At 35.8% G+C, this 25,519-nt stretch carries 14 protein-coding genes, 1 other RNA gene and 1 pseudogene; 3 read left to right on the forward strand and 13 right to left on the reverse strand.

Features of this window, described 5'->3' with window-relative positions:
- A pseudogene (locus I5M32_RS17025) lies at positions 1-184 on the forward strand (transposase); the annotation flags it as partial.
- Between the two features lie 257 nt (positions 185-441).
- Here the strand turns inward: I5M32_RS17025 and I5M32_RS12660 are convergent.
- From I5M32_RS12660 to I5M32_RS12725, 13 genes are all read right to left on the reverse strand, one after another.
- Entirely contained in the window at positions 442-1,323 is an 882-nt protein-coding gene (locus I5M32_RS12660) for a hypothetical protein (protein WP_200586926.1), read from the reverse strand.
- 314 nt (positions 1,324-1,637) lie between these two features.
- Positions 1,638-3,086, reverse strand: a complete 1,449-nt coding sequence (locus tag I5M32_RS12665; protein ID WP_200586954.1) for a sulfatase family protein — start codon at positions 3,084-3,086, stop codon at positions 1,638-1,640.
- A complete protein-coding gene (locus tag I5M32_RS12670; protein WP_200586956.1) occupies positions 3,087-4,091 on the reverse strand; it encodes a glycoside hydrolase family 88/105 protein in 1,005 nt (334 codons plus the stop codon). It lies immediately after the preceding gene.
- 108 nt (positions 4,092-4,199) lie between these two features.
- On the reverse strand, positions 4,200-6,818 hold the full coding sequence (locus I5M32_RS12675; protein ID WP_200586958.1) for a hypothetical protein: 2,619 nt from the start codon (positions 6,816-6,818) through the stop codon (positions 4,200-4,202).
- A 1,286-nt stretch (positions 6,819-8,104) separates the two neighbouring features.
- Positions 8,105-8,501: a transfer-messenger RNA gene (gene ssrA, locus I5M32_RS12685) on the reverse strand.
- 225 nt (positions 8,502-8,726) lie between these two features.
- A complete protein-coding gene (locus I5M32_RS12690; protein WP_200586962.1) occupies positions 8,727-9,929 on the reverse strand; it encodes a pyridoxal phosphate-dependent aminotransferase in 1,203 nt (400 codons plus the stop codon).
- Between the two features lie 262 nt (positions 9,930-10,191).
- Positions 10,192-11,238, reverse strand: coding sequence for an acyltransferase family protein (locus I5M32_RS12695; protein WP_200586965.1), 1,047 nt, complete (start codon positions 11,236-11,238; stop codon positions 10,192-10,194).
- Positions 11,239-11,243: 5 nt separating this feature from the next.
- Positions 11,244-12,422, reverse strand: coding sequence for an AIR synthase related protein (locus I5M32_RS12700; protein WP_200586967.1), 1,179 nt, complete (start codon positions 12,420-12,422; stop codon positions 11,244-11,246).
- Between the two features lie 186 nt (positions 12,423-12,608).
- Positions 12,609-14,792 (reverse strand): glycoside hydrolase family 3 N-terminal domain-containing protein, encoded by a 2,184-nt coding sequence (locus I5M32_RS12705; protein ID WP_234461951.1) that lies wholly within the window; start codon positions 14,790-14,792, stop codon positions 12,609-12,611.
- Positions 14,793-15,015: 223 nt separating this feature from the next.
- On the reverse strand, positions 15,016-15,807 hold the full coding sequence (locus tag I5M32_RS12710) for a glycoside hydrolase family 16 protein (protein ID WP_200586971.1): 792 nt from the start codon (positions 15,805-15,807) through the stop codon (positions 15,016-15,018).
- Positions 15,808-15,827: 20 nt separating this feature from the next.
- On the reverse strand, positions 15,828-17,096 hold the full coding sequence (locus tag I5M32_RS16885) for a PKD domain-containing protein (RefSeq protein WP_200586973.1): 1,269 nt from the start codon (positions 17,094-17,096) through the stop codon (positions 15,828-15,830).
- A gap of 19 nt (positions 17,097-17,115) precedes the next feature.
- Complete coding sequence (locus I5M32_RS12720; protein WP_200586975.1) at positions 17,116-18,642, reverse strand: RagB/SusD family nutrient uptake outer membrane protein; 1,527 nt, start codon at positions 18,640-18,642, stop codon at positions 17,116-17,118.
- A gap of 18 nt (positions 18,643-18,660) precedes the next feature.
- Positions 18,661-21,747 (reverse strand): SusC/RagA family TonB-linked outer membrane protein, encoded by a 3,087-nt coding sequence (locus tag I5M32_RS12725; RefSeq protein WP_200586977.1) that lies wholly within the window; start codon positions 21,745-21,747, stop codon positions 18,661-18,663.
- Positions 21,748-22,077: 330 nt separating this feature from the next.
- Between I5M32_RS12725 and I5M32_RS12730 the strand changes: the two genes are divergently transcribed.
- Together I5M32_RS12730 and I5M32_RS12735 are read left to right on the forward strand one after the other, a co-directional pair.
- A complete protein-coding gene (locus I5M32_RS12730; RefSeq protein ID WP_200586979.1) occupies positions 22,078-24,978 on the forward strand; it encodes a helix-turn-helix and ligand-binding sensor domain-containing protein in 2,901 nt (966 codons plus the stop codon).
- Between the two features lie 99 nt (positions 24,979-25,077).
- Positions 25,078-25,491 (forward strand): Crp/Fnr family transcriptional regulator, encoded by a 414-nt coding sequence (locus I5M32_RS12735; protein ID WP_200586981.1) that lies wholly within the window; start codon positions 25,078-25,080, stop codon positions 25,489-25,491.
- Positions 25,492-25,519: the final 28 nt, after the last annotated feature.

Raw genomic sequence — 25,519 nt, forward strand, 5'->3', positions numbered from 1 at the left:
ATAGAAATCATTACCAATCAGATGTCTTGGACAGCAAACACCATCAGTGAGCTTTATAAAAGCAGATGGCAGATCGAAATCTTTTTTAGGGAGATAAAACAGAACCTGCATATCAAATCCTTTATCGGGACTACAGAAAATGCCGTGATGATACAGATATGGACAGCCTTGATCACCATCCTCATCCTTAAGGCACTTAAGGCAATGGCCAAGTATGGCTGGCAACTATCGAACCTCATCGCCTTTATCAGGCTTAACATATTTGTGAAGATAAACCTGCAGAACTGGCTCGATCGGCCTTTTGAAGAACCCGACGAGCTGAAAGACAAACAGGTTGTTCAGGGGGTTCTTTTCTGAAATGTCATAATTGCACCCATATAATCATCAACAACACGTATTCTTACTCTATTCCTAAACGTTTAGGACAGTATTGATTAAATATTAGTCAAAACGGGCTCCAGAAACAAATATCATAGAATTTACCACTTGTGTATGGGAAGCGTACATACCCCATCTAAATTTATTATTACCGGTCGGTCTGTTGAATGAGCCAGTCGCTACAAGAGCATCATTTATATAACATTCCCAGTCTTTACCATTATCTCTAACCTTACAATCAAAAGATTTTCCGACCATATTTCTTAATACGATTATAGTTTCGGAGGCTGGCAAAGTTCTATCATCAAGGGCAACATTCCCAGTTGAAGAAGTTGTTAGCTGAAAAGCCCAGTCATTATCAGAGTTTTTATCTTGGAAAATAACAACACCCTTAGGATCTGTTTTTACTAGCGTGTAATGAGCATAAAATGTATGCCATACGTTTGGGTTGTAAGTCCAACTTATACCACTAAAAGCTTCAATTCTTGGGTGTTCTCCACGTTTATCTATAATGGAATTTTCGCCTTCAAAAAGTCTAAAAATTTGCGTATTACCATCTACCTGCCACCATCTTTTGAATTTTGGAGCGTCGGTGGCCGAGATATAGGTATCTGTTAATGTATGTATATTAATATTTTGAGACATAGGTGTTGCACCATAACCAACTTCCACAAGCGCATTATTAACATTAATGGTAGAGCCGTCAACGGAAGCTGTTTTTGGGGTTAGTTTTAAAGTTGAATATGGTGGATTTGTTCCGGTTTCTGTATATAATGTTGTACTAGAAGTACCTGAACCTCCTGTGCCATCACCTGTACCATTACCATCTGCCTGTCCGGGGATGTATTCTGGAACTGGAAGACTTTCTTTTTTGTTACAAGAGTTGAAAACTAGTAAACTAGCCATTAACGAAAGTGCAATATTCTTTTTGATGTGGGTTTTCATCTTTTTTAAATACTTTATTATTGGTTTATAATTGAACTATAATAGTTAAGCGAAAAATTAGAGCTGAATGAAAAAGTCAAATATTAATTTTTTCAATTTTAATGCAGTCTATAACTTTCGGTCGTTCAAATGTAGTTCTTAATTAGAAAACAGAAATTTATTAAAATGATAAAATCGTCCATTTTAGATGTAATTCTGCTTATAATTGTTGTTCTAACACCAAAACTCCTAAAATATTAAATAACAAATAATCCTAATATCCCATACATCTGGATGTAGATTATTAATTGCCCTAAACAAGAAATTGACTTAGTTTAAAAAACTTTTTTACTATCCATATATTCTTTTTTTGGCACTCCATGTAGCTCCTTCAGTTCTTTATACCTATTTCTTAATTTTTGTAACTCAAGTTTATATTTTGATTCTTTTGCGAGGTTGGTGGTCTCATGCGGGTCAAATTGAATATCAAATAGTTCTTCGTAATCGTTTTCAATATAGTTCATATATTTAAATCTGGAAGTTACCACCCCTTCTTGACGAGGTAATTTCAGACCTCCTAAAAAATAGTATTGATAAAAGAAATCTTTTCTTTGGGGGATTTTGTTTTCCAACATGCTAAACAAATCTACTCCCTGCATTTGGTCTGGTGCTTTAATGCCCGCCATCGCTAAAATTGTTGGTGCAATGTCAATATTCAATGCTATTTGTTGCGCTTTGTATTGTTTAATTTTGTCTGGCGTGTTAGGATTGTAAATTAGTAGTGGCACTCTAACAGATTCCTCATATCCCCACCATTTACCTTCCATACCATGTTCGCCTAAAAACATTCCATTATCACCCATCAGAATAATTACCGTATTATCTGCAATTCCCAGCTTTTTTAGTTTTTCCCTCATCTTACCAATCGCATCATCAACACCGGTAATTAAACGGTAATAATTTTTCACATTTTCTTGATAAAGATCTGGAGTTCCAAATAAGCCTTTCCACCTAGCTCTGCCAAAGTTGGTGTCCGTTTGGAAAAAAGGAGGAAACTGCTTCCAGTATTTTGGTTCGGCAGTTACCGGTATTGGAATGGTAACATCCTTATAATAATCTTTGTATTTAGGTTGGATAACGTAAGTTGGTGGATTACCATCCTGCTCATGCGGTGCTTTAAAACTTACCGACAGGCAAAACGGTTTTTGATCTTTTCCATAAGTAGAAAGAAAATCTTGAATAGCGTTGCTTAGCGTATCTGTATCGTGAATCAGTTTTCCATTTTTTCCTTTGATTACGTAATCTGGCTGAGTTTTTTCTCCAGCTTCTGAATTTACAAAAAAATCGAACAACTGTAATGGCGGATGCGTTCCAACTCCAAATTTACCGATAAAGCCAGTATTATAACCAGCGTTTTTTAACAATACAGGATAAGAGTTAGCGAGTGCTTCAGGCGATAAGTCAGTATTAAAATCATTAATATGATGTTTAGATTCGTACTGCCCCGTTAAAATACTGGCTCTGCTTACGCAACAAATAGAAGTGGTAACATAAGCGTTTTGAAACAAAACACCATCGTTTGCTAGTTTGTCCATGTTGGGAGTTTGGATAATTGAATTACCCATTGCTCCCATTGCATCCCATCTCTGGTCATCTGTTAAAAGAAAGATAATGTTTGGCTGGTTTTTTTCTTTTTTTGCAATTGCTTGCTGCGAAAATCCTTTAAAAGGGATTAGTGAGGAAATAACCATTGATGCAAGGATGCAGAAATGTGACTTTTTCATTTAATTTAGATTTAAGATTTCGCTACCAGCCATTAAAAAAGCTCCTGTTCCAAAGTTTTGCCAGCTTTCTGAATCTGCAGGCTTGGGATCGAAGCCTATGTTTTGTACCCAACCTACTTTTCCATTTGGTTCTTGGCATTTCAATAACGCTGTCCAGGCTTTAGTAACGCATGGCTGATAATCGGTTTTGCTTAACAGGCCATTGTTCACTCCCCAAGCTAAGGCATAAGTGAAAAGTCCACTTCCACTCACTTCGCCGTGGTCAAAAGATTCAGGAGAAAGCAAACTAGTTTTCCATAAACCGCCATCTTGTTGTAAGCCTTTTATCCTTTCTGACATTTCTTTAAAAAGGTTCTCGTAGAAAGGACGGATAGGATAATCTTTAGGTAAATCGGTTAAAAGTAATGCTAAGCCCGCCAAAACCCAACCGTTTCCACGCGACCAAAATATCTTGTTCCCGTTATCTTCTTTCTTATCTGTTGATTCGCCTGTCCATAAAAAACGTCCGTCTCTTGCAAACAGATGTTCCTTTTTATCATATAAAAGATCGTAAGTTTCCATATAATATTTATCCATCTCTTTTAGATAACTATCATCTCTTTCCAACTTTGCATAGGCAGCTATAACTGGAGGAGCCATAAAAAGAGCATCGCACCACCACCATAGTATCTTTTTCTCATCGGTTTTTGACCCATTTTTCCATGAATAATCTTTATACAAATGATCATTTATTATTTTGGCAGTTGGTTCCAGGTTAGCCTGTTCGCCGATATATTTTAAATAGATATAACTGTAACAGATTGCTAAATCATCCGCATTATAAAAACGCTCCCAAGGTTGCCAGTTATTTCTTTTAGCCATTGCCTTTAAAGCGTCCAGATATTCTTTACTTCCTGTTACCTCATTTGCTTTAACCACTCCTGTGTAATAAGCTCCATTGGTCCAATCGGTAGGAGATTTTGCTTGAATGGGATTTGCTTCTTGCCATTTTAGGGCTTTTAACATTGCTGTATTAGGGCTCTCTTTACCTATCTTTTGATGAGTTTTACAAGACGGTAAAATTATAATGGTAAAAAATATTATCGTGTATCGGAATGTTAACCTTTGCATAATTTATTGTTTTGTGAATACCTGGATAATGTTATAGTTTTCTGGATTACTGATTTTTAATTTTGCATCCGATGTCAAATGAGCGACGTCGTCCGTTATCTCTAGGCTCAATGCAATTGGAGAAGTTTGTTCGGAAGTGATCTCCCATTTATTGTAAGTAAAACGACTTCCACTACCTATGTAAAGAGATTGAATTTTATTAAGTTGATTTAAAGTTAATACCGCGTACCGCCCAGTGAATTTGATAGCTAAATTTTGATCTTTAAACACTGAACTATCAGTATCTTGAGTAATAATAATTTGTTTAATTTTTTTATTTTTTATTTCACTTTCTACTATAAATCCTTTAAAAACGCCAGCTTGTTTGATACTTTTTACCGATTTCACACTCCCTTCGTTCGCTATACCAGAGTAGGGCTCATAAATTAGAGCAAAAGGTGCATCCCAGGCTTCTCCATTTTTACGGATATCTAATGTGGGTGTTGGCTTTTTAGCATAAGCGACTGGAGCTTCATCCGTTATAGGTGCGCTCACTTTGGTATATTCCCTGCCATTTTCTGCGGGAATAAAAAGTTTCATGCTTACTCCGTTTTGACCCAGAGATTTTGCCGTGAAGACTACATCTACCTGTTTATCATATGAGCCTGAAGTTTCTACGTTTTTAAAATAGTGCCATCCGGGATTTTTAAATGATTTATTATTTTTCCATGTTGCGCTGGCATTAGCCATGTATCTATTTTCATCAGATTGCAAACGGAAACTTTTATCCGCTGGTAAAAAACTTAAGAAATCCCCTATGTTGTGATAGATGTAATCATGATATTGATTTGGTATGGATGATTTTGATTTATAAACATCTACATAGTAACCAGTACTGGGCGATGTGCGAACAATGGCTAAAGTCCGCAACTGTTTTGCTTCCGCTTGGTCGCCCTTGTTGTCTACAAAACTCGTGATACTAAACGAATTGTTTGGTGAAACGGGTGATACAAAATATTGAGGCTCAATTGCTTCTTTTATAACAGTGTTGATTGCATTATTTGCCCATTCCCCTTCTCCTCTAGATGCACCATTTACAATTACTGTGTTGCTTCCTGCAAACAAGCGGTAATAATTTTCATGAATTTCTGAACGGTATTGTGACCTACCGGCTTTTGCGCCCAAAACATAGCCTCGCCCGTATAATTCAATGTTCATTCCAGAAGCATGGCCATGTACAAAAGCGCCTCCACCAACAAACAACATCAAACCGTCTTCGGGTTTACGAGTAGTGCTTAAATTTCTTTGAATGGATATACCGGCGAAAGGCAAACCATTAGTGGTAGGCTTAGGATAGTTTTTTGTATCGCCTTTAACGTCTCCGCTTGCCCATAGCAATTGTAGGGGTTCATCAAAATATGGATAAGGTTTATAAGATCTTTTACCTAATTTCGCCCTATCATAATTGTCATGCTCAATCCCAGAATTGATTAAGGATCCAAATTGAGCTAAGTTTTTCTTGTCGCCACTAAGCTTTGCTAAATAATATTCAATTTCGAAACTACCGTAATATCTTGAGAATTCTCTGTGTCCGTCCCCAAATTGGATGGTTTGTTTGCTATTTGGATAAGTTAGATAATAAGGAAGTGTGATTGCGTTTGCTATTTGCGGATATTTTTTACCTAAGGCTAAAGACGGATAGATTTTGGTTAGCATCGTCATTAAATAGGTTGTTAAACCTGTTACACCGCCTGAATAATTTAGGCTCTCAGGCCAACCGCCACTTTCCTTATAAACTTTAGCAACTTTAGCTAAAGCATCTTGGTGTGGAGTGTTTTTTTGGAGATAATATGTAAGTAAACTGTCTCTTTCTATACTACTATCTAATGCCAGTATATTCCCAACTAAACTAGGTGATTCCAGGACTGGCCAATTACAATCAATCAGCCCATGATTCAATGCTAAATCAATGTAAGTTTTAAATACCTTTTCAGCTTCTGAAATTTCAATTTTGTCCTGAGTATCGGACTCAAAATTATACGCTGTTCCTCCTTTTTTGATAAATGGTACAATAAAATCATAGAGAATTGGTAATTGAGCACCTATCTCTCTCGCCTCTCTCAAATGATTATCCTGATAAAGCCAACCACCATTGGTTTTTTCAATAGATGGCTTTATTTGTAATAAGGCTTTCATAAACGTGTAAAACACCGAAGCACTATACTTAGCATACTTTTCTTCTCCAGTCAAATAATAAACTATTCCGCAATCAATACCGGTTTTTAAATAATATTGAAATTTATCTCGTTTGCTATCAGCGTCTTTATCTGTTTCTAATATATATTGAAACGGAGGTATCTTGTTTGTTTCCGATTTGCTGAGATCAAATGGTAACCCGCTTAGATAAGATTTAGGATTTTTGATATAATTGTCAACATCAGGTTCAATCCTTTGTTTAAATTCCTTGAAATATTCACTTGCCCATTCTTTAGAGTGTATTTTATTAATGATCGCTTCTTTGTCGTTTGGCGACACCCAAATTAAAGGCCGAACAGTATTTTGTGCTAAAAGCGTATTTTGGAAACCGAAACCAATAATTATAATTAGAAAAGTGATAATTTTTACGGTTTTTTGATTAATCATTATTTATAACTGAAATTTAATATTTGCCAACGTTACAACTCAAGTTTTCCATTAGTTCAGAATTGATGCATAAATGAAAATTTTGCGTCTTTGATTTAGAGTATTTGAATTTTTACGGGGAAAAGTCGGGAACAAGAAAAATTTAGTTTAAAAAGCCACAAAATCTTAAAATTGCTTTTTGGACAATATCCGTACTAACGTAAAAAATAGAAATTCAGCATCTGATTAACTTCCTCATGCGAATAAGTTAATCTTACCTTATAACCAGATAATTGATTATCACTCGGTTCAAATTTACTTTAACGAAATCTAACAATTGTACAAATAAGTTGTAAAATTCTCCAAAATACAACTCACTTTCAAAGCTCAATATTTTATTTAAAATACTACTATTCATATTGTTATAAGTTGTTATAAAATATTATTAAGGCTTTATAGGCTTCTTCCGTTACCATTAATGGTATATTAACGACTACAAGAGTTAAAATTTTCAACTTGCGATATTTTTTTATCTACAATTGAACGCACTAAAGTTTTGCTATGTTAAATGTTTCACATTCCAGTATAAAGAAAGTTGAATTTAGATTGGGTATTTACTGTACCTCTCTTTTAAAAAAATCCGCTTTCATCGGTAAAAACGGAAAATAATGCTTTAGAATAATGAAGATGAATACAGTTTTTTTTAGATAAAAGACACCGGTCATTCTAAAATTACCTTAGCCAACTATAGAATCAAAAATATTCTATAAAATTAAATAATATTCCAAAGACTGAAAATGGTAATCCTACCCAGGCTCTATTCAAACTAGTGTCTATTGGTATTACCTGTACAGTAATATTTCTAAATAAGACGTAGTGAAAGATTTGTACGCAATGAAAAGCCAATGTATCAATCGGGCTTTTATTGGCAATATTGGTTATCCAAACACTACTACTTATTGCAAAATGATACTATTTTCAGATGAATGGTGGGAAATTTTAAATACAGCATTAAAAACAGCAACAGAGCTGAAAATTAAGATTGAGGTTTTTAATAGCGCAGGTTAGAGCTAATCCGGAGGACAGTGGGTAAAACCCGAGCAAGCAATACGGTATGTTATGTTAACAGAATTAATGGTTTTGTGTAGAAAAAATATTAACATTAAATTATCCAAGCCCAAAGGTGATTTCTAGAACATATTCAAAATTGCCTATAAAACACCCGAAAATTATAAAGTTTTTTGATAAATAAAAAAAACCTGCAATCATTTGGTTTGCAGGTTTTTAGCCGATTTTAATGTTTTGAAAAGTGGACCCGGAGGGATTCGAACCCTCGTCCAAACATGGGACCAGTTGCGCTTTCTACATGCTTACTTTATGTTTGATTTTCGAGAGCAACTTAGCCATAAACATCCTGGTTACTCCTTAGTTTCTTTGGTTTTCGAGAAAAGCCCGAAACTTACTTTTCCTTATTCCAGCATTTCTGTGCTTCCGTATCGATTGCCGCCAGACTTGGCCTTCGGGAAACATCTCGCTCATACTTCTAAAGTATGACTAAGCAATTTTAACTTGGTTAAAATTAAGCAGCAAGAGCGTAGTTATTTTCGCCTTTTGTGTTTTGAAGATCAATATTTAAGCGCTGAACCTTCATTGCGCTGCATGCTTACACACTTATCATCCATCCTGTCTATTCCGGTCGAGCCCATTTTTTTGAGTTCATTGGTTTATCAGTACCTGCAATACTTATGAAAGCCATTAGTAAAATGATTTCATAAGTTATGAACAGCTAAGAGCAATGATGTTTTGTAAAACCGATAAAACTTTCTTTCATCGGCACAACAAAAGTACCAAAATAAACTGGAGCCAAAAGAACTAATTTATTCAAACTCTTGTAAACTTTATCAACTAATGAAACAATGATTAATTCAGCTAATTAACTATTCTCCCTGGGTAAGCTTTCAAACCTTCTTCTAAACAGAGCATCGCCATCTTTAAATCTTCCCTGTTTAAAACGTAAGCCATCCTTACTTGGTTTTTGCCCGCACCATCTGTGGCATAAAACCCAGTTGCAGGCGCCATCATTACGGTTTGGTTGTTATGGGAGAATTTTTCTAACATCCATTGGCAAAATTTATCAGAATCATCAATAGGCAAACTAGCAACCACATAAAATGCACCTCCCGGGTTTGGGCAAAAAACACCTTCCATTTTATTCAAAGCTTCTACCAACGTATTCCTACGTTTGGTATAACGCTTATTAACCTCTTCAAAATAACTATCCGGAGTATCAATAGCTGCTGTTGCGGCGATCTGCTCTATCATTCCGGGGCTTAATCTGGCTTGGGCAAATTTTAAAGCGGTGGCTATAACCTCTTTGTTTTTAGTAATTAAGCATCCTAATCTTGCGCCACAGGCACTGTAACGTTTAGAAACGGTATCTATCACAATTACGTTTTCATCTAAACCCGTCAGCTGCATTGGCGATATGAAGGCTTGCCCATCGTAACAAAACTCGCGATAAGCCTCATCACAAAAAATGTACAGATCGTGTTTTAAAGCTAATTCCCTTAAGCCTTGCATTTCTTCATCGCTGTACAAATAACCTGTTGGGTTATTTGGGTTGCAAATCATTATCCCCTTGGTTTTTTCACAGATCAACTTTTCAAATTCTGCAATAGAGGGTAAGGCAAACCCATTTTCTATCACAGATAATATGGGTTTTACGGTTACCTCACATTCACACGCAAAACCATTGTAATTGGCATAAAAAGGTTCTGGTATAATTACCTCATCGCCAGGGTTTAAACAGCTCATCATGGCAAAAATAATGGCCTCAGAGCCTCCCGCGGTAACAATAATATCATCCGTACCAAGCTTATAATCTAGCTTGTTATAATATTCTGCTAATTTGGTTCTATAAGTTAATGTCCCTTCAGATGAAGTATAGGACCAAACCTTAAAATCTATATCCTTAACCGCATCCAACATCAATTCTGGTGTTTCAATATCTGGTTGGCCAATGTTTAAATGATATACGGTTTTCCCATCCACTTTTGCCTGCTCTGCATAAGGGGTTAACTTTCTTATGGGCGATGCGGGCATTACTTTTCCTTTTTCTGAAATTTTTGGCATATCACAAATGTAAAGCTTATGTTTTTAAAAAAAGGGAAGAATTAACATTTAGACTTTTGAGTGATAAGTAAAATTGATTTGGGCGTTTCCGCAAAAAGCGGTCGGGATTTACACTAAAGTTTTTCAACCGTACTCCTTTTACTCCGCTCCTCCTTCGACTCCGCTCAGGATGACGGTTGAAAAAGCTGCTGTTTTAATCACTGCCTATCCGGCAAGCAGGCTTAACGCAAAATTACTTTATTAGGAATTATATGTTTACCAATTATAAACTTGATTTTTTAGCTAAAAATCCTTTTTCTATTAAAACCCAAGATAATAGACCTAAATTAATAGAAATCAACCAAGTAAGAGGAATTAAACATTCATTTACATTTAAAATAATAAACAAGTTTATTACCAAACAATGGTAAATATAAGTGCCATAGGATATATCCGTTTTACCCAATAATCGATAGCTTAATCCATTTAAAGAAAAAACAAAAGAGAATGTTGTAAAAACTAAGATCAATAAATATAAAAAACTTAAGTTTTCGTATTGATAACGTCTTATAGTTATATCAAAAAAAATGATCATTAAAATAATTATCATTAAAATAATTGACCAATACTTAAATTTTCCAATAAAGATAATTTTAAGATTCTGGAAATTTATCCAAAATAGCATTCCAATTCCGAAGAAAGTAAAATGATAAAAAATGCTATTGAATAACAATTTAAAACTTATCGTTTCTGTATACATGTGGCTATTACTCAAAAAGTTTATTAAGCAAGAAACAATTATCAAAAATGATGTTACGATATTTTTAAATTTTATGGATCTCTTCTTCCAACCTAATAAAATTGCTGTAACAAGAAATAAAAAGTAAAATTGAAGTTCTACGCTTATTGTCCAAAGTGCCCCATTTGGATGATGACCGCTACCGAATTTTTTAAAGCTTTCTGGAACATAAAATTGGAAAATAGTGAGCTGCGATACAAAATATTTTATGGAATCTAAATTGATCTTGATAAATCTCAAAAAATATAACAGTAGAAAAGTTGCTGAAATATTAACGATTAACCCGGGATATATTCTTAAAAATCTTTTTATACTAAATGATTTGATTGAGGAATAATCAAATGATTTTGCTATTAAAAAACCACTAATACTAAAAAAAATGACAACACCGGGAAAAAGCCAAATAAACTTAAAAAATAAGGTGTCATCAATTTTATGATAGAAACTATAAGAATGATAAATTAAAACTTGAAAACATGCTAAAAGCCTAACTAGATTAAAGTTATTATTCTCTTTAGCAAGATGATTCATGAAAATCAATTATAAACAAACTCTCCTTTTTCAGAAGTGATGGTTACTTGCTTTTTATCGGCTGCTTCTACCCTGCCAACAATTTGTGCATCAATGCCAAAAGATTTTGAAATGGCAATGATCTCATCAGCGTAAGCTTGATCCAGATAGATTTCCATTCTGTGGCCCATATTAAAAACCTTGTACATTTCTTTCCAATTGGTGCCAGATTGTTCTTGTATCAATTTAAAAAGTGGGGGTATTGGGAAAAGATTGTCTTTTATAATGTGCAGGTTTTCTATAAAATGAAGAACCTTGGTTTGCGCACCTCCACTGCAATGAACCATCCCGTGTATATTTGAGCGGTGCTTGTCTAAAATTTTCTTGATAACGGGTGCGTAAGTTCTGGTAGGCGATAAAACCAATTTCCCCGCGGTAACCAATAAATCGTCATCGATCCTAATTTCATCGGTTAAACGTTTGCTGCCAGAAAAAACAAGGTCAAAAGGAACTAGTGGGTCAAAACTTTCTGGATATTTAGCGGCAATCGTTTTGTTAAAAACATCATGACGGGCAGAAGTTAATCCGTTAGAACCCATCCCCCCGTTATATTCTGTTTCGTAAGTGGCTTTACCTGAAGATGATAAACCAACAATCACATCGCCAGCTTTTATGGTATCATTCGAGATAATATCCTCTCTTTTCATTCTGCAAGTAACGGTAGAATCTACGATGATGGTTCGCAGCAAATCGCCAACATCTGCGGTTTCGCCACCGGTAGAATAGATATTGATACCCATTTCACGTAAGTCGGCTAAAATTTCTTCGGTACCGTTAATTATTTCGGCAATCACTTCCCCGGGTATCAAATTTTTGTTTCTACCTATGGTTGATGATAGCAAAATACGGTCGGTTGCGCCCACACAAAGCAGGTCATCCAAATTCATTACGATGGCATCTTGTGCAATACCTTTCCAAACAGATATATCTCCCGTTTCTTTCCAATAGATATAGGCTAATGAAGATTTTGTGCCTGCCCCATCGGCATGCATAATGTTACAAAAAGCATCATCGCCGCCTAAGATATCTGGGATAACTTTACAGAATGCTTTGGGAAAAATACCTTTATCGATACTTTTTATGGCATTGTGAACATCTTCTTTCCCGGCAGAAACGCCGCGTTGGCTGTAACGGTTATCGCTCATATTGTGGGCAAAGATATTAAAAACACTTAATTTTGGTTGATGAATTTCAAGTTTAAAATTACTTTACCCTTATATATTAAGCTACCTTTAATTTTTTAAGGCCTTTAATAAATTCAATAATGTGCGATGCCCACAAATGATAAAGTTTATAGCAAATTGCATATTAAGAGAGAATAAATTTTGATGCTATTTAATACTAAATTTTGATTTTAAGTTAGATATGCTTACTTCAAAATCACCGGGTTCTACAACAGATTTACCATCTGCGTTTACGAAAGCAAAAGATCTCTTATCCAAATTAAAGGTTAATGTTCTGCTCTCCCCGGGTTTTAGATCAATTTTTTGGAAACCTTTTAATCTTCTTACATCTGGTGTTATGCTTGCTACCAAATCTGATAAGTATAAATCTACCACTTCTTTGCCTTCTCTATCGCCCGTGTTTTTTATGTCCACACTCACTCTTAAAACATCGTTCGCATTAATATCCTTTGCGCTTAATTTTAGGTTACTATATTCAAAATTAGTATAGCTTAAACCATATCCAAACTCATATTGTGGGTTATAATCTGCATCATAATTATATACACCAACAACTTCGCTCCTACTTTCAGAAGGCTTATGGTCATAATTGATCAAAGAATTTGGATAACGAGGATAATTAAAAGGTAGTTTACCCGATGGATTTACATCGCCAAAAATAATATCTGCCAACGCATCAGCACCAAAGTTGCCGGGTAAATATATGTCAATAATCCCGGGGATAAGGTTTTCGAACTTGCTGATAATTCTTGGCCTACCTTCATTTAACACCAAAATCACTTTTTTACCAATAGCAGCAATTTTTTTGGCAAATTCAGTCTGTAGATCCGACAGATAAAGATCGCTTAAATTACCTGGTGTTTCGGTATAAGAATTTTCGCCTAAGCATAAGATTACCGCATCTGCGTCTTTGGCGGCGGCAATCGCATTATCCATTTGATCTTCATACTCCTCAAAATATTTACCGTCCATTTTATAGCTTACCCCGGGAATAAAATCAACGTTTTGAACCCCAACCTTATTCTGTAAAGCTTTATAAATGGTATTGTATTTTGATGCAAATTCTTCTACTTTCTCACCTTGCCATGAGTAAGACCAACCACCATCTAAAGTACGCATGGAATTTGCGTTTGGGCCGGTAACCAATAGTTTCATTTTTTTTGATAATGGCAAAATATTGTTATCGTTTTTTAATAGAGTAATTGATTCTGCAGCAGTTTCGTAGGCCGCATTCTCAAATTCTTTACTGCCAAATTTAGGATAATCTTTATAGTTGGTAACAGGCGTTTTAAAAAGGCCTAAATCGTATTTTAAGGTTAAGATACGTGTTACGGCCTCGTCTATTCTGCTTTGTTTTACCTTTCCTTCTTTTACAAGAGCAATTAAATCATTACAGAAAGGTTCGTATTGATAGGCGATCATAGACATATCTATGCCTGCGTTAATAGCCATCATTACCGCTTCTTTGTTGGTAGCGGCAACATGATCCCTGGTATGTAAGTTTTCTATATCGCCCCAATCTGTAACCACAACGCCCTTAAAGCCTAATTCTTTACGTAGCAACTGGGTAAGGATTTTATAACTAGAATGTACCGGGATACCATTAATTAAGCCAGAATTGATCATAATTGTGTGTGCACCGGCATCAATAGCTGCTTTAAATGCAGGCACATGATATTCGCGAAGGGCTTGGTCCGAAATATAAGCGGGCGTTCTATCCTTACCAGATGCTGCCACTTGGTAACCCAAGAAATGTTTTAAACAAGCTGCCACATGATAAGGCGAAGAAATATCGTTGTTGTCTCCTTCATATCCTTTAACCATCACTTTTCCTATTTCTGATGTAAGATATGGGTCTTCCCCATAGGTTTCCCATATTCTTGGGAAGCGTGGATCGGGACCTAAATCCAAAACGGGCGAAAAATTCCAGGGGATACCGCTTGCCCTTGTTTCATAAGCGGTAATTTGCGCTCCTCTTTTGATCAAGTCTAAATTTCTACTTGCGGCCTGCCCTATCTGCTGAGGGAAAAATGTAGCACCTGCGGTATAAGTTGTACCGTGAATGGCATCTATACCATATATAACCGGGATATTTAAACGTCCCTTGCCAACTTCTTGGATCTTGGAGATTAATGAGTACCAAACTTGAGGGGTCCTTGCCCTATTATTTGCAGTATTTAAAATAGACCCGATTTTGTATTTATTAAATACATCGTCCATTATTTTAGGATCTAATTCTACTGGCTCAAAACTGCTAAAACGATCTTTGCCTTTTGTAATTACGTCTATCGTTATCTGCGCCATTTGTCCCACTTTTTCTTCGAGGGTCATTTTTTTAACAAGCTCTTCTACCTTTTTATCTGTGTTTGAAACTTTTACTTTTGTTTGTGAAAAACAATTGTACGACCCATAAAGAACAAGAAAGGATATAATACAAATTTTGCTTAGACTTAAATTTTTAGTCATGATGATTGATAGTTTTTAAAATACTAAATAAACCGGGATGGTTATTTAAACACCCCGGTTTATTTGCTTTAGACAATTTTATTTAAAATTATTTATAAACCCTGATATAATCTACTTCCATAGTAGCATTGTTTACAGAAGCGTCAACAGGTCCGCCAAAGTTTCCGCCCATTGCTAAATTCATGATAAAAAAGAAATCGTGGTTAAATGGAACAGCGGCAGAATTGGCCACAGAATGTACTAACTGGCCGTCAACTAGGATACGTACGCTAGAGGATGTCCATTCTAAGCTATAAATATGAAACTCTGAAGTAGCGTTACTTATTTTCTTTGTCCCGCCATCAGCATTCTCGCCAGAATGTCCGGGATAATGTAACGTTCCGTAAATATTATCCAAATCGCGACCAAGGTGCTCCATTATATCTATTTCTCCGCAGCCAGGCCATGGGGTTGTATTTACATTGCTACCTAACATCCAAATTGCTGGCCAAGTACCAACTCCTGCTGGTAATTTTGCTTTAACTTCTACACGACCATAAGTGAACGCAAATTTATCTTTGCTTATCAACCTTGCTGAGGTAAAAGCACTACCGTTGTAATTTTCTCTAATCGCATTTATTTTTAGCACACCATCTTTTACCACCGCATTATCAACCCTGTTGGTATAATATTCCAACTCGGCATTTCCCCAGCCTCCTGCACCCAAATCATAACCCCATTTTAATGGATCTGGCATACCGTTGATATTAAATTCATCAGACCAAACCAGCGTATTAAAATCATTATCAACGGGTGCTGGCTTTATCGGTGCTGGGATACTTTTCTTTTGTGTGCAAGAAACTGACACTAAACCCAACATAATAATAAATAGCTTTTTCATCTTCATCCTTTTTTAAATCTTTAATTCGCTCTCACAAAATATAAATCAAATACAACACCACTCGTCCCATTTCCTGCTCTTAGAACCATATGGTTATCATCAATTTCTAATATCCTATAAACATTCTCACTTGGTCTATCGGTTACACCAATAAAATATTGAGAGCCGGATAGATTAATTTGACCAATACCTGCACCTGCTGCAACATTGGTAAAAGTGTAATTGGTGGTATAATCTCTTGGTGCCTGACAGCCAACTCCTCCAGCAACAAATGTTCCTGGCCCTGCATTGTAAACAATACTATTATCCTGTCCAAAGGTGTAAACATCATCTACTTGGCATGGGTCTAAAGGACCGCCTCCATAATAACCGGTTGGATCACTATCGTTTGGCCCTACCGTTATTGCACCAGGAACTTTATTTTTATCTAATTTCCAACTTCTTGTTGTACCACCTGTCAATAATAGTTTTACGTTATCTAAATCTGAAGGCAATTTGAATTTGAATTCTATTAAGCTATTATCTGCCAAGGTGCCTCTTAAAGTCATGGCATCTTCAGTAATATTCATTATTTGATATGCATTATCCTTTACTTCGTCTGTTGTACCAATAAATGGTTTGCCGCCACCTTGTACATTACCAAGTACGATTTTTGGTATTGTTCCAGTTTTTGCAGCCAGCTTAAAAGATGTGGCATTTGTAATGGCGGGTTGGCAAGAGTAGCCAGCTTGAACGCTGAAAGTTTCTCCGTTAGCATTATAGTTAAATGTTCCATCTGCTGAAAAACTAAACTTATCATCAATCTGGCAACTAGCCGCCGGGCCCGAAAAATTTACCTGTGAGCCATCGGGAGAAAGAACCTTTATGGCATCGGCTGCACTGCTCCAGGTCCAAGTTTGTTTGCCACAACTTGTAAGTTTGCTAAAGGTATCATTGCTACAAGCATCGGATACGGTAATACTTTTACTTAGTTGATTGCTGCCAGCAGAACCCACAGATGTTAAATTAACGGTATAAGTCCCAGCTTTTGAATAGATGTGCAAAGGATTTTTATCCGCAACCTGATCGGTACCATCCCCAAAATTCCATTTGTATAAAAAGGCATCTGTAGATGAATTTGTAAAAGTTACCTTTTGTGCAAAAGGCAAGGTATCTGGAACTGATGTTATGGCTGCGGTAAAACCGGCCATTGAAGCAGACCCGGTAATAACCGGATCTGTTTTTTTACAACCAAACCATGCCATAGTAAAAACGGACAGGATGATTAATATGATTATATTTTTTTTCATTTTATCTAAGTATTTAAGATTAATAACCTGGATTTTGAGTTAAATTTGGATTAATATCCCTTTCGCCTTGAGGAATGGGCATATATCTGTGTTTTTCTGCTATGTTAGATTTGCCAGCTGCTTTCATCACATTAATAAAATAATTTGGATCTGGGTTTCTAAGCAAATCAAACCAACGGTGCATTTCAAATGCAAACTCTATTCTTCTTTCGTGGTAAATAGCTGTTAGATAATCGGCATCATTTAATCCTGTTGCTAAAGGCGGTAAACCGGCTCTTGCCCTTACCCTATCTATATATTGTTTTCCTAAAACTGGACCTGCGGCTTCGGCATAAATCAACAAGATTTCACTATATCTCATTACTTGGATATTCTTTGCGGATGTCCAGCCACCATTATCGCCGGTAACATTGGTTACTGGCACAAACCATTTTTTGGTGTTGAAACCATTTGGAGAACCTATCAATGAAGCCGGTTGAGTGTAATTTAAAGCCCCAGAAACAAATTTATCCCCAGGTATCCACATACTAGGTAATCTTCTTTTATCTATGATGGTGCTACTATCCGCTGGGTTTGTACGCTCGTAAGCATTGAATAAACTTAAGGTAGGGATGCTAAAACCGTAGCCCGATGATTGTACCACGTTTTGGGCTCTTGGTCCCATAAATGTGTTTAAAACATTTCCGGCACCATAAAATGTAAATTGAGCGCCCCCACTTCTATATTGTACTTCAAAAACTGACTCTTTGCCGTTTTCATTTTCAAGCTTAAAGTTATCGCCATAGTTAGCCCATAGATCATAACCATATTTTGAGGCATCGTTAATTACTTCTAAAGATTTTGCGGCGGCATCGGCTTTATTGCCTAAGGTTAAATAAACACCTGCTAGAATCCCCTTAGCAGCACCGGCGGTTGCTCTTCCCTTATCATCGCCAGTATAAGTATTAGGAAGCAAGGTTTCTGCCTGTTTCAAATCCTTGATTACTTGAGCGTAAACTTCTGCTTTTGGGCTTCTGCTGATTGTTCTGGCATCATCCAAAGTAATTGAATTGGTATATAAAGGAACATCGCCAAACAACCTCACTAAGCTGTAATAGTAAAATCCTCTTAAGAAATAAGCTTCGCCTAAGCTTCTTTTTCTAATGGCATCACTAACCGCAGGTATGTTTGGTATTTTCTCTATAGCGATGTTGGCTCGCTGGATCCCTTGATAGCACTGGCCCCAATAGTTACCAATATCTGCGTTGAAGGAATTGAGCGTAAAATTATCTAGTTCTAATTCGGTAGCACCATCGCCACCTCCGCCACCGCCAGTATCCGTATCATCACTCATGATATCGCCAACTTGCCACATATAATTATACAAAGAAGTAAGAGGAGAATAGATTGAATTTACTGCTGCGATCGCATCCGCCTCGGTCTGATAAAAGTTATCTGTTGTAATTCTATCATTTGGCTGCTGGGTTAAGAAATCCTTTTTACAGCTGACCAGTGCAACTACCGCAACACAGATCATCATATATTTGCTGATTTTTAAAATTTTCATTTTTTCTTTATTTGATTATCAAAAATTTGCGTTGATTCCAAGAAGGAAAGTTCTGGCTTGAGGATAATAACCAATATCTACCCCACCTCCAACTTCAGGGTCAAAGCCCGTGTAGTTGGTTATGGTAGCCAGGTTCTGGGCACTTCCATAGATTTGTATTTTCTGGATTTTGGCAGATTTCATCCACTTTGCAGGTAGTGAATAGGATAACCTTACGTTTTTTAAACGGATGTAAGACGCATCTTCTACAAACCTATCAGAAACACGGTTGTTTTGGTTCGGATCATTTTGAATCGCCCTTGGGATTGAGTTAGATGTACCCTCTCCTGTCCATCTTCCTAAGAAATACTTAGAATAATTGCCATTAGAAACACCACTTTCAGTGTACCATCTATTAAAATTCAAAACCTTATTGCCTTGCGATCCTTGTAAGAAAACACTTAGATCAAAGTTTTTGTAGGTAAAATTATTTGTGAAGCCATAGGTAAAATTTGGGATAGAATTTCCGAGGTTTGTTCTATCTTGGTCATTAATAACCCCATCTCCATTAATGTCAACAAATTTAATATCGCCTGGGGCGGTACTTGTTGCCGGGTTGCTCCCAGCAGTTTGTGTTGCGTGTGCTGCAATTTCTGCTTGGTTTTGGAATATTCCTTCCGTTTTGAAACCGTAGAAATAATTCACGGGGTAACCTTGCTCTACCCTTCTTGCACCACCAGAAATACGGGCAAAACCGTTATTGATCGGTGAAGCCAAACCCAGGGATGTCAATTCGTTTTTATACGCCGATAAAACCAAGTTTGATGTCCATTTAAAATTAGGTTTTTCAAAGTTAACCGTGTTCAAACTAAAATCAATGCCCTTATTTATCATATCACCCGTATTAAAAGGTATTGGTTCATAGGTTCCAGAGGTTGCCGGAACCGGAACTCTAAATAAAAGATCCAGCGACTTTCTGCTATACAGGTCTATTACTGCCGTAATCCTGTTTTTTAGGAAACCTAAATCTAAACCTACATTGATCTGTTGGTTTTTTTCCCACCCTAAGTTTGGGTTAGAAAGTGCTGTTGGGGCAGCACCGGTTACTAAACCTCCATTGCCAGAGTTATCGCCAAAAGCATAGCCTATTCCACTGTTTATTCCTGCCAAGTAAGAAAAAGCAGGTATGTCTTGGTTTCCTACCGAACCATAACTTAATCTCAATTTTAAATCGCTTAACCATGTATATGGCTTTATAAAATCTTCATCAATTGCTCTCCAAGCAAATGAAAAAGCAGAGAAATCTGCATATTTGTTATCTGGCCCAAAATTAGAAGATCCGTCTCTTCTCACACTTGCCTGAAAAATATATTTGCTTTTATAATCATAACTAGCCCTGGCAACGTAAGAGAGTAAAGTTGAAGTGCCGTAACCGTTAAAGTTGTAGGTTTCAGAAATATCTTTTGGTGCATAGATATTATCATTAAGAACCGGGAAACCCAAAACAGTATAACCGCTTCTTCCGCCACCTAAAGAATTATAGTTGTTTTCTTGTGCAGTAAAACCAGCTAGTAAACTAAAATTGTGATCGTTTATTTTTTTTGTATAATTAGCCGTAAACTCTCCCAAATAATTGGGGTTAAAGTTGGTTTGATCTGTTACGCCAGTCCTAACAATAGGCCTTGCACCCGTAGAAGGTATTGCGGGGTTATAACCTCTTAAGCTTTGTGTTACAAAATCCAACCCTAGATTAGCTTTCAATTTTAGGCCGGCAAATAGTTGGTACTCGCCAAAAACCGTACCTGTTAATCGGTACTTAGTATTCACAAATTGAGGCACCTCTAGGTTATAAACTGGGTTTGGTTCATCAAAACCATCAATGCCACCATTACCACCAGCATAGGTGCCGTCAGGGTTTCTGGGTTGAACCGTAGGTGGAGCAGTTAAAGCCAAAATTATCACGCTATTGAAAGGGTCATAGGTATTCTGGGGTATTTCTTTTGTTCGCGACATGGTTAAACTATTCCCGATTTTCAACTTATCACTTGCCTTCAGGTCACCATTAAAACGTAGATTAAATCTTTCAAAATTGGTGTTTTCAATTATCCCGTCTTGATTAAAATAACCAGTTGACAAAGCATATTGAGCCTTATCGCTACCACCGCTTATGTTTAAAGCTGCGTTTGTCATTGCCGCACCCCTAAAAACTTGACCTAACCAATCTGTACCGTTACCATAAGTTTGCTCTACTGCATTTGGATCAGCCAATTTTGGAATGGGATTTAATAAACTAGCAATTCTTGCCTCATTATTAATGATGGCGTATTCTTTTGCATTTAGCAATGAAGGTAATCTCCAAGCTTGCTGATAGCCTCTATAAACATCTGCATTGATTACTGTAATACCAGCCTTACCTCTTTTTGTGGTAATCAAAACCACTCCATTAGACCCCCTAACTCCATAAATAGAGGCTGCCGCTGCATCTTTTAAAATATCTATCGATTCAATTTCGTTTGGACTAAATGAATTGAGGATATTATCCGCTCCTTGATCAGGTAATGGAAAACCGTCTAAAACAATTAAAGGATTGTTGGTACCGGTAACAGATGATATCCCCCGGATACGAATTGCTGTACCACCTGTACCACCTGGCGCACCGGAGTTTTGAACAATTGTAACACCAGCAACCTTACCCTGCAAAGCCTGTGCTGCGTCTGCTACTGGGCGAGATGAGATTTCTTTGGCCGAGACCGAAGAAATAGCACTTGATACGCTGGCTTTTTGTTGTGTACCATAACCAATAACCACTACCTCTTGCAAACTTTTATTGTCTTGAACTAGAGAAACGTTAATTATTGAATTGTTTCCAATACTGATTTCTTGGGTAATATAACCCAAATAGGAAAAAACCAGAACTGATTGTGAGTTTGAAACATTAATAGTATAGTTACCATTAACATCTGTTTGTGTACCGCCCGGAGACCCCTTGATCCCAATACTTACGCCTGGTAGGGTTAATCCGTTAGAATCAGTAACTTTTCCATTAATTTTTTTTCCTTGCGCCTTCAATAGAGGAATGCAAAAAAAAGAAAACATAAGAAAAGCGATTGTAATTTTTCTTTTCATATTAATTATATTGGTTAATAATTGGTTAAATAGATATGATAATCTTTTAGGTAAGATTATTTTATCTACAACAAAAGTAGAAACACTTTGTCGGAGTGTACTAACACTCTACCACTATAATTGCCATACAAGATCCAAAAAGAGACCGAAAAGTATAAATTTCGACACTACATTAATACTACAACTGTATAAAAATGTACTTTAGTTTTTATTAATTATAAAAAACAAAATTTTATCTTGATACTTCTATGTAATAAATATATAGAGTTGTCAATATCAGTTTTAACTACATACTTTGTACTTTAAATCTTTTTATCTTAAATCCCATTGATGAAGCGTACTGCGATAATTATTTTCATTCTATTCTTTGTTAGTAAAACACAAGCTCAGATCGGTGTTCCAGAAATAAAAAATTTTAGTTCTATTGATTATAAAGGAGGAACTCAAAACTGGGACATAGGGCAAGATAAAAACCAGATAATGTATTTTGCCAACAATGAAGGTTTAATAACCTATAACGGCAAATATTGGAACATCTATCCCCTACCGAACAAAACAATTGTTAGATCCCTAAAGATTGCCCCTGATGGAAAAATATATGTTGGGGGCCAAGACGAAATAGGTTATTTTTTCCCAGATCAAAACGGAAAATTGAAATATCACTCGTTAAAAAGTTTGATACCCGCAAAAGAAAGATTGCTACAGGATATTTGGGATATCGTAATTATAAAAAATGATATATATTTTAGAACAACCTCAAAAATATTGCTGCTAAAGAACGGGGTTTTTAGTGTTTATAAAAGCTACACCTCTTGGCAATTTTTAGGGGCCGTAAATAATCAAATATATGCCCAAGATCTAGGAACGGGTTTACTGGTTTTAAAGAAAAATACCTGGGAAACCTTGGCATCGTCCAAAAGTTTTGAAAACGACTACATTACTGCCATCTTACCCTTTAGCAACGATAGTTTATTGGTAACTACCAAAAACAATGGTATGTTTTTAATTTCTAAGGGTAAGGTTTCAAAATTGGATGCTAAAGACCAATCTTTTTTCAAAAACAATAAGATCTATGATGCGATAACGGTAAACAATGATTTATATGCTTTTGCCACTGTTTCGTCTGGTTGCGTAATTGTAAATAAAAAAGGCGAGATAGTACAAAAATTTACATCTGTAGAAGGATTACAAAAAAACAACTTGAGAAGCGTTTTTCAAGACCATAATCATAATATTTGGCTGGGTTTAGATGATGGGATCGATTTTGTAGCTTTTAACAATGCCATAAAATATATTTATCCCGATAAAAAGAAACAAACCAGTTCTTATGCAACAAAGATATTGAATAATAAATTATATGTAGGGACATCTAATGGCCTGTTTTATTCTGATCTAGATTTCAAAAATAAAGATCTATCGTATTCAAATCATTCTTTTACAGAAATCCCTAACATCCAAGGTCAGATTTGGAATTTGAATATTATCAATAATAAGTTGCTCGTTTCAAATGAAGAAAAAGCTTACGATTTAACTGGTTCAAAAATAGAAGCGCTGTATCAATCGCCAGGCACTTGGATTTTTAAGAAACTCTCCAATTTCTCTTTAAGTAAAAAAATAGTTGCAGGTACATACAACGGATTGCTTTTGATGAATTACCTAGATGGTAATTTTATAGATAAACGAGAAATCCCAGACATCAACGAATCTCTGCGTTTTATAGTTTATGATGAAACTACAAACGCGATTTGGGCTTCGCACCCTTATAGGGGCATTTATAGGTTCAAATTAAACGATAATAAAACAGATGTTTTAGAAAAGCAGCTTTTTAATACAGGTAATGGTTTGCCATCTTCTTTAGGAAATTACGTGGCCGAGGTTAAGAACAGAATAGTTATTGCCACTATTAAAGGTATTTATGAATTTAATGAAGACTCTGAAAGGTTTGAGCAGTCTAAAACATTTGCACCAATTTTTGGCGATATGCAAATCCAGTACCTAAATGAAGATCAATACGGTAACATTTGGTTTGTGAGCAACAAACACGTGGGCGTGGTAGATTTTTCTAGAAAAGAAAGAAATAGGGGTTTTAGTATTATTTATTTCCCAGAGCTAACATCAAAAGTATTGGCAGGTTTTGAAAACATCTATCCTTATGATAAACAAAATATATTTATTGGTGCAAACAAAGGTTTGATCCATATCAATTACCTAAGCTACCTTAAAAACATAAAACCTTTAAATGTGGTTTTAACACAGGTAAAAATAATAGGAGAAAAAGACAGCATTGTTTTTGGCGGTTACTTTTTAACCAATAATAAGATAAGCAAAAAGCAAGATACCAACCAGAAAAATTTATTTGCCAACCAATACAACTCTTTACATCTTGAATATTCCTCTACCTTTTACGAGCAGCAGGATAATATAGAGTTTAGCTACATGCTTTCTGGTTTTGATAATAACTGGTCTGTTTGGAGCGCAAAAAGCGAGAAAGATTATACCAATTTACCGCCGGGCAAATATGTTTTTAAAATAAAAGCGAGGAATAATTTAGGCAATGAGTCTGCTGCCGTAACCTATAAGTTCTATATTGACCCGGCATGGTACCAAACCTGGTGGTTTAAACTGTTCTGTTTAATTTTGGTGTGTGCCTTCATCTTCTTTTTGATACAACGGCAAAAGAAAAAACACTTAAAAGAACAAGAATATATTAGAAAGGCATATCAGCTTGAGCTAGAGCATAACGAAAAAGAAATAGTAAAACTAAGGAATGAGAAATTAGAGGCCGATGTAAACCATAAGAGCAAAGAGCTGGCAACGGCTACCATGCACTTAATGCAAAGGGGCAAACTGATTTCTAAAATAAAAGAAGAGTTACTGCCCATAGTTAAAACAGAAGATATTGAAGATAGCCCAGAAGAGTTTAAAAAAATACTTACCCTGATAAGGGATGCAGAAAGAACAGATAGTGATTGGGAACATTTTTCTGTTCATTTTGACCATGTTCACTCTAACTTTTTAAGTAAATTAAAAGAGAGAGTACCTGCGCTTAGTGCCAATGATTTAAAGCTTTGTGCTTATTTAAAGATGAACCTAAGCTCAAAAGAAATAGCGCAGTTAATGAGCGTGAGCAATAAAGCGGTAGAGGTAAGCAGGTATCGCCTAAGGAAAAAACTAGAGGTCTCTTCAGATACCAACCTGTTTGATTATTTAATTGAGATTACCACTCATTGAGGTTTATTTATGTTCACACGATTGTTAAAATGGCATTTTGATCCTGTTTATTTACTTTTTAAGTTTTTCTGATTAATTTAATCAAATATTTATATCCTGTTGTTTCAAATATTTAAAAATTACTTGGCAGAAAAAGCCCTATTTTCAGAACAAGAATTTGAGCTGATTAAATCTCTATCAAAAGAAATTAATTACAAAAAAGGAACTAAAGTTTTGCAAGAAGGAAAAATTTGTAAACAAACCATTTTTGTATGCAAAGGACTATTACGACTTTACAGATTAGATGCTAATGGTAAAGAATATACTTTAAAGTTTGCCCATGAAAACCGTTGGATGAGCGATAGGGAAAGTTATATAAATGCAAGCCCATCGTTTTTCAATATCGATGCGATAGAAAGCAGTAATGTGCTGATCTGGCAAAAAGAAAATTTCGCTTTTCTTTTAGGAGAAATTCCAGCTTTTAAAATGCTGATGGAAAACCTAAGTAGCAAAAGTTTAATTTGGGATAAATAAGATAATGACACAGTTTATTTTACACACC

The organism is Pedobacter segetis, assembly GCF_016623585.1.
Lineage (GTDB): Bacteria > Bacteroidota > Bacteroidia > Sphingobacteriales > Sphingobacteriaceae > Pseudopedobacter > Pseudopedobacter segetis.